Here is a 7,267-nt window from a genome sequence, read left to right on the forward strand (position 1 = left end):
CGCCGGCTTTCGGCCGTTCTGGCCGCTCTCGGTGGTGTGCGTCCGCTATCGGGCAACCGGCTCTCCATGATCGTGTTACAGCTAGAGACCGTCACCCTTGGTAACTAGTATCACTGAAAGTTCTTCGTCAGTCTCTTAGCGTAAGGGTGCTCACTGTCACGGTGAGTAACGGGGATGACCGCCGAGGCCCGTCCGCATCCCCGTGCCGGCGACACGCACGCGGACGGGACCCGGGTGCACTGCCCGGACGGCGGCAGAGGGGCGATGGCAATGTCCATCTCAAGCCGCGCAGTCTCACCGACGGTCACCGCGGTCTCCTGTGCTGTTGCCGTCGCGGTGGCTCTTGCGCCGTGTCCGGCCACCGCGAGCGAGCCAACCACGCATGTCGGACCAGCGGTGACTATCACCCCGTCGGTGAATATCGCACCGTCTTTGACCGACGCACTCTGGTACAGTTCGCAATTTTCGCCGTCCAGTACCGTCCAAGCGGCGGCGCTGGAGTACCCGGGCCAACTGTTGAGCCGAGGAAGCCGCGGGGAGACGGTTGCGCAGGTCCAGAGCCGGTTGGGGATCGCCGCGGACGGAGAATTCGGACCGCGGACCGAGAGCGCCGTCCGGAGTTTCCAGGCTGGCGCCGGTCTGGTGACCGACGGGATTGTCGGCCCGTTGACCTGGGGCGCGCTCTTCGGCACGTCAACGGCGCAGCCGCCGGAGCCGACCGGCGGCTCGGGTTCACTGGGTACGGCAGCGGTCGCGGTTGCCGCACAGCAGATCGGAAAGCCCTATCGCTATGGCGGTGCCGGCCCGAACGACTTCGACTGCTCAGGTCTGATCCAGTACGTCTACACGCAACTGGGCGTATCGGTGCCTCGCACGACCTACGAGCAGTTCGATGCGCTACCTCCGGTCAGCCGGGCCGACGTCCGCCCAGGTGATGTGATCTTCTTTTTGGACGATCAGGGGCAGGCGTATCACGACGGCCTGTATGCCGGCGGTGGACAGATGATCATTTCTCGTCGCCCCGGCACATACGTCCAGTATCAGCTGATCTGGACAGATAACTACCGTATCGGGCGGGTATGAAGGTATTCGTCCCTATTTCGATCCGGCGATCATCGTTGTGATCCTACTCACGCTTGTGATCACTGCGATCACCGCACTCGCCATCGGCTGACCACGGAATATCCAAAATGCCCGGTTCGCCGCCCACAAGGCGGGCCGGGCATTCACAAGATGTACTACATCGCATACTGCGAGTTTCACATCTGCGACCGCGCGGCGACCGGCGACATCACGATGCGACCTGTGACACAAACCGCGGACGTGACCGTTCCGGAACCCTTGCTATCCGGTCGAGAGCCGTCTACGTTCCTCGGTTAACGAGACGAGACAGGTTCGTTTCCGGTGTACATGGCGCCAGCGATGCGGTGCACTCCACGCCGGTGAACCGTGCCGTCGTCTTTTCGTAACAGTCGTCGTCCCACCCGAGTCGTCGTCCCACCCGAGCAGAGTAGATGTGCGTCACAACACATCTACGTGGTGCTCGTCCCTGTTATGTCCGCCACAAGCGATGTCCAGCAGGAGACGGTATGCCCAGTCAGCCGCGTTCGCTACCCTCCGGTAGCGATGCCGTTCCCAACTCCCTGTCCACGTTGCGCACGGATGCAACCATGATCGGCGCAAGGCCATGAGCGCCGGGGTACCGGTCCTGCCCGGACGAGACCTCCCGCCACAGCCCTACGGCCCCGGCTGGCCCGCATACTGGCGCCAGGACGCGGCATGTCGGGACGGGGATCCCGATGCCTTCTTCCCACCGGACGGGCGTAACACCAAGGCCCGCGCCGCTGCCGAAATCCGAGCCCGTAAGATCTGCGCGAGCTGTCCGGTACGACGGGCCTGCCTGGCCACAGCGCTGTTCCGTCAGGAGGAACACGGCGTGTGGGGTGGGCTTACGTCAGATCAACGTAATTCAATCGTGCCGCGCGGCCGGCTGACCGCGGACGACGCGCTGGCCTATGCCGATCGCCTCCTACTGTCCACCTACGCTACGAGCTGATCTTATCACTTCCGTCGGCGACATCCTCGTTGCCCCCGGTGTGGCGTCCGCCGGCTCGTGGTCGACGCCACACCGGGGCCAACGAGCCAGCCGGCCGCGGGACTTCCTTAATCTGCCGGATCCGGCCGCCTACCTCGACGGTGCGGAAAGGAACCATTGACGCCCCGGGCCGGGATGGGCAGGCTGCGTGTCGTTGCCGTCCGAGGAGGAGCTTCGTGTCAGGGTGTTCCGCGCCTGGTCACGGCGTCCGGTTGTCCGCCACGTCCACGCAGGTTGCGTGGTGAGGCCGCCGCGTCGTCTCCTGCTGTTGCGTCACGGCAAGTCGGACTGGGCCGACAGCTCGACCCCGGACGCCGAGCGGCCGCTGTCGCCTCGCGGCCGGGCCGCGTGCGAGCTCATCGCGGAGCATTTGCGCGCTGATCAGCTCATCCCCGACCTGGTGCTGTGTTCATCCGCACGCCGCACCCGCCAGACCGTTGAGCACATTGCCGGGGCACTTCCGCCTGACGTCCCGGTACTGACCGAGGACAGGCTCTATCTCGCCGATGTCGCCGATCTCCTCGACCGTCTCCGGGAGCTGGATGACGGCGTTCCCACCGTCCTGCTGGTGGGCCACAACCCCGGTATGCAGGCGCTGGCGGCCGGTCTGCTGCCGGTCGGCGAGCGTCCCCGCATTCCGACCTTTCCCACGGCCGCGCTTGCGGTGGAGGACCTCGCCGTGGGTCGCTGGGCGGAACTCGGACCCAGTACGACCCGCCTGGTGTCGTTTGTCACCCCGCGCTCGCTGACGAGCGCGTCCAGCCGCTGACGACCGGACGGCGGGGTCGGGTCAGTAAGCCTGTTCCATGATGCCGGAGGCGACCGCGGTGATCATGCCGGCGACCAGCGCCACGCCGGTCACGATCCACAGGGGAACGGAGTGGAGCACGAGCGCGAAGGTCCCGATCGAGAAAGCCGCGATGATCAGAAATACCGCGGCCCACGAACCCGTGTTCGCCTTGTGGTGACCGCCCGAACCCGCCACGTCCGCTCCCCTTATGTCGTCCACGAAACTCTGCCGACGCTGACACTACCCGCGAGGCGCGGTGGAAACCTGCCGAGGTGGACGGCTCCAGCCGGGTTCAGTCGGGCTCAGCAGGTTAAGCAGGGTTACGAGGGGTTTACGAGTAGCCGGCGAGCCGCGCGAGGTCGTCCAGCTGTTCGCTGAGCCACCGTCCCACATCATGGGTGCGCACCTGATCGGCAGCCGCGGCCAGACGCCGGTGGCGTTCCTCCACCGGCATGGTCAGGGCCTCGTACAGGGCGTCGGCCATCTGTTGCACGTCAAAGGGATGCAGCGTCACCGAGTACTCGCCGAGCTCCTCGTGGGCGCCGGCGTTCTCCGACAGCGCCAGCACGCCGCCGCGGCGGTTGACCACGGCGACCTCCTTGGTCACGAGGTTCATCCCGTCCGCGATGGCGTTGACCATAATCACATCACAGATCGAGTAGGCGGCCACCGCAAGTGGGAAGTCCTCGGCCATCCGCAGGTCGATGGGCTGCTGCCCGTCTTTGGTGTGCCGGGCGTTGATCTCGGCGACAACCGCGCCGATCAATGCGATGTAGTCGGCGTACTCGGGCACGTCCGTGCGGCTCGGCTGGAGCAGCGCGAGGAAACTGACCTTTCCGACCAGCTCCGGATGTTGGTCGAGCAGCGTGCCGAACGCGAGGAAGCCGCGCACGACGTTCTTGCTCGGATCGGTGCGGTCCACCCGCAGGATGAGCTGGCGGTCCCCGTCGAGGAAGGCGTACCGCAGCATGGCGACATGCGCGGCGACCTCTTCGGTGCCCAGGATCGCATCGAGCGCGGCCGGGTCCACCGAGATCGGGTAGTACCGGGCCCGGACCGTCCGATCGCCGACTGTGACCAGCAGGTTGTCGAGGTCGACGTCCAGGCCGAGCAGTTCCTGTGCGCACAGGACGAAGTGACGGGCGTAACGCCGGGTGTGAAAGCCGACGACGTCACTGCCCAGCAGCCCGCGCAGCAGCCGCTCCCGGATGCCGGCGGGCAGCACGCGCCACTCGTCCGGGCTTGGCCACGGGATGTGGACGAAGTGGGTGAGCACGACGTCCGGGCACAGTTCCCGGACCCGTTCGGCAACCAGGTAAAAATGGTAATCCTGCAGCAGAACGAGGGCCTTGCCACCGCGGGCGCGGACTTCGTCGGCGACGGCGTCCGCGTATGCCCGGTTGACCGCGGCGTAGCCGTGCTCGAACGCGTCATGCTCGGCCTGGGTGATGATGGGCGAGAGCGCCCGACCGTACAGTCCGTGCTGGATGAACCACAGGATCGGGTTCGACCAGACACTGTAGAAATCTGCATAGGCCGCGGGGTCGGTGACGACCAGGTGGACCCGGATGGTGGGACCGTCGGCGTCTCCTTCGACCACATGCGGCGCCGGCGAGGTCTGGACGACGATCGAACCGCCCAGCGCTTCGCCTGCGACCACGGTGTCCTCCGCGGTCGCCGCCCCGCAGACCCAGACGGCGTCGTCGAGGTGCTCGGCGAGGCCCGACAGCGCTGAAACGAGGCCCCCCGCCCCTCGGGTGACCGTTCGTCCCGAAGCGTCACGGTCGAAGCTCACCGGGCCGCGGTTGGACAGAAGTACAAGCGGAAGGTCGAGCATTCTGCTTACCGGCACGGTGGTGCGGCCTCCTCAGTCGCGTGGCAGCGGCGCCGGACGGATGCCGGACCCGTGAACTGCCATGCGTTGGTACTTTCCCGGGCCGCCGACGGCGCGGCAGGAGCCGTGATCGCGCCACCGTCGGCCCGGCTTGTCCTAGTCGGGCCGACGGTGGCACGAAAGAAACCATGATCATACCGTCGGCGACCGACTGGACAACTCGGACTTTAGTAAGGCCGGCTAAAGGATGCATCGCGTCGCGGACAACCCGCGGAATTGTTACCCAGATCTTCATCCGCGACACGCTGACAACCGAACGCGGGCCATCGGTCGCGAAAATTTGTGCTATTTCTCACAACTAGTTGATTTATATCAATACTCTAATGGCCCCATGAGGGCACTTCAAAGTCCGTCGCTGTAGTCCCGGACCTCCTGGACAGCGGATCCCAGAGCTGCCAGCGACTCCTGGATGCGCTCGCGGGTTTCCATCAGGGCGCTCGTCAGCTGTTCCACGGCCCGGTGGGCGCTGCCGTCGGTCGCAGCCAGGACGATCGCCTGCGCTTCTTCGATCATGGTCAACGCGCCGTCCAACTGGCCGACGACCTCATCAGTGCGCTTGAACGCCTCGCCAAGCTGGGACTTGACGTCGGCGATGGTGCTGGTCACAGAGATCCTGCCCTTCTTCTGTCGCCGCCGCGGGGATCGGATCCGGACAACCGCCGGTTCATGTGCGCCGCGGATCTCGCGGATCTCGCGGTGCTCCGATGCCGAGCCCGAAGCGGACGGCCAGCACAACCGCCACCAGGGAAGCGATCAAGCCAGGTGGGTTCAGGGGCGCGACCCGGGCGGTCGCCAGCACCGCGGCGCCGGCTGTACCCGCTCCGAGCAACGCTGCCCGGGCCACCTCGATGCGGCTCGCGTCGGTGAGGACCACCACGCACACGCCGGCGACCAGCGCGCCACCGGCCAGGGACGCGAGCGCCTCGACGCCGAGGAACACCCGCAGCGCGGTGACCGTGCCGGCTACCAGCAGACAGGCCAACCCGATGATCATCGCTGCGGACGTCGTCGGGCCCGCCCGTGTGATCGCCCGCAGCTCGGCGGCGTGCCCCATCGCGGTGAGACACAGTTCGTGAGCGCGGGCCGGCGCTGCGGCCGGGTCGAATTCGACGGGATCATCGGCTCCCACGGCGGGCCGCCCCGAGCGGGCCGTGCGCTCCAGCGCCGTGCCGGTGGACCGCCCGCGCCCGCTGCCAGCACCGCGACGGTGCGTGGCCCGAACGGCTGAGCGGTCCGTACGTTTGCGCAGGGCCACCGCAGCCACATCGTCATGATCGGATTCCGTCACCGGAGCGGGGCGAAGCTGGTCGAGGTCACTGATGCCGTGATGGGCGAGGGGTTCGGCCACCGTCCGCCACACTTCGTCGACTCTGGAACGGATGGCATCGGCGGACTCCCGGTGCGTGCGCGCCAGCGCAGCGCGCCGTTCCCGGCCGGCCAGTACCCGGTCCGCCACTTTCGTGCGAGCCTGGTCAAGCTCGGCGAGCAGCGCCCGATACTGCGCGATCGCGATCCTCGGATCGTCGAGATCGGGATCACGGGGATCACGCAGGTCGCCGCCGTCACGATCGGGCTCACCGTCGGGCACAGGGAGAGATCTACCCAATTGGTCGGGCATACCAACCAACGCCCGGTAACCGTGGGTTCCATCGGAGGTCGACCGCGGGTTGCCGTGACCGTTGTGGTCAACTCCCATGACCGGCCCGGTCATCGTGCGTCCACCCGCCGCTGCAACGGCGCGAACGGGATGATCGTGCGTGCTTCCGCCTGACCGTTGCGGTCGAACAGGACTGCCCGGTTGGCGCTTGTCACCGCCGTGACCGACCGGTTTCCGGCGAGACTGAACAGATCATTGCCGGGAACGCCGACCGCGATCCATGCCCCGACGTCGTCCCGATGCGTGGGACCAAGGTCATCGAGCAGGCGACCTGGGCCGCGCCACCAGCCGAGCAGGTGCACCCGCTGAACCGGGCCCCGGCGGGTCACGAAACGCAGATCATCCAGGCCGGAGCGACGACTGACCGGGTCCTTGGCCTCAAGGACCCCGCGCCCCGCATCGGCGGCGAACAGGACGAGCAGCCGTAGCGGCTGGGCCGGCCCGTGCTGCGGGCCCGTCCCCACCGCCAGTGCCGACTCCTCCCTGGCCCGCACCGCGTCACTGGTCTGCGCCAGCACGCGGCGCAGGGCGGCCGGCGGATGAACCTCGGCAGCCTGGCCGAAGGCCCGGACCCGCTCGGCCAGGATGTCGGCGACCGGGGCCATCTCGCCGGTGACGGCGACGATGTCGACCCCCAGCCCGTCCGGCCCGGCCTGGGCTGCCAGGCTCGTGACGGCCGCGTGCAGCACGCCGACGGCCTCACGCCGCAGCGGTCCGAGAACCGCCAGGTTGCGTCCTGGCAGCGGGGACAAGCGGACGCCAACGGCGGCGGGATGCAGATCGAGGGGAACCCCGACGAGCGCCAACGGTTCGGCGACCTCCCCATCGTCC

The 7,267-nt window shown here is 67.4% G+C and carries 7 protein-coding genes and 1 pseudogene; 3 read left to right on the top strand and 5 right to left on the bottom strand.

Annotated features, from left to right (window positions below):
• Positions 1-396: 396 nt before the first annotated feature.
• From U9980_RS02365 to U9980_RS02375, 3 genes are all read left to right on the top strand, one after another.
• The gene (locus tag U9980_RS02365) at positions 397-1,083 is read left to right on the top strand and encodes an NlpC/P60 family protein (protein WP_322766482.1); all 687 of its coding nucleotides are present in this window, start codon (positions 397-399) and stop codon (positions 1,081-1,083) included.
• 604 nt (positions 1,084-1,687) lie between these two features.
• Positions 1,688-2,056 carry a WhiB family transcriptional regulator gene (locus tag U9980_RS02370; RefSeq protein WP_322750279.1) on the top strand — a complete coding sequence of 123 codons (369 nt, stop codon included), beginning with the start codon at positions 1,688-1,690 and terminating at the stop codon, positions 2,054-2,056.
• Between the two features lie 280 nt (positions 2,057-2,336).
• Positions 2,337-2,864 carry a histidine phosphatase family protein gene (locus tag U9980_RS02375; RefSeq protein WP_322750288.1) on the top strand — a complete coding sequence of 176 codons (528 nt, stop codon included), beginning with the start codon at positions 2,337-2,339 and terminating at the stop codon, positions 2,862-2,864.
• Between the two features lie 21 nt (positions 2,865-2,885).
• Here the strand turns inward: U9980_RS02375 and U9980_RS02380 are convergent, their stop codons facing one another.
• The 5 genes and pseudogenes from U9980_RS02380 to U9980_RS02400 all read right to left on the bottom strand — a co-directional run.
• Positions 2,886-3,080, bottom strand: a complete 195-nt coding sequence (locus U9980_RS02380) for a hypothetical protein (protein ID WP_322750280.1) — start codon at positions 3,078-3,080, stop codon at positions 2,886-2,888.
• Positions 3,081-3,216: 136 nt separating this feature from the next.
• Positions 3,217-4,722: a trehalose-6-phosphate synthase gene (locus U9980_RS02385; RefSeq protein ID WP_322766503.1), complete on the bottom strand. Its 1,506-nt coding sequence runs from the start codon at positions 4,720-4,722 to the stop codon at positions 3,217-3,219.
• Between the two features lie 399 nt (positions 4,723-5,121).
• On the bottom strand, positions 5,122-5,385 hold the full coding sequence (locus tag U9980_RS02390; RefSeq protein WP_322750282.1) for a hypothetical protein: 264 nt from the start codon (positions 5,383-5,385) through the stop codon (positions 5,122-5,124).
• Between the two features lie 58 nt (positions 5,386-5,443).
• Positions 5,444-6,367: a hypothetical protein gene (locus tag U9980_RS02395; protein WP_322766483.1), complete on the bottom strand. Its 924-nt coding sequence runs from the start codon at positions 6,365-6,367 to the stop codon at positions 5,444-5,446.
• A gap of 119 nt (positions 6,368-6,486) precedes the next feature.
• A pseudogene (locus U9980_RS02400) lies at positions 6,487-7,267 on the bottom strand (cell division protein FtsK); the annotation flags it as partial.

The organism is Protofrankia sp. Cr1 (genome assembly GCF_963555865.1).
In the GTDB taxonomy this organism is placed as follows: domain Bacteria; phylum Actinomycetota; class Actinomycetes; order Frankiales; family Frankiaceae; genus Protofrankia.

Coding starts and splice junctions, on each gene's coding strand:
- U9980_RS02385 (WP_322766503.1), bottom strand. CDS start 4,722: ATGCTCGACCTTCCGCTTGTACTTCTGTCCAACCGCGGCCCGGTGAGC.
- U9980_RS02370 (WP_322750279.1), top strand. CDS start 1,688: ATGAGCGCCGGGGTACCGGTCCTGCCCGGACGAGACCTCCCGCCACAG.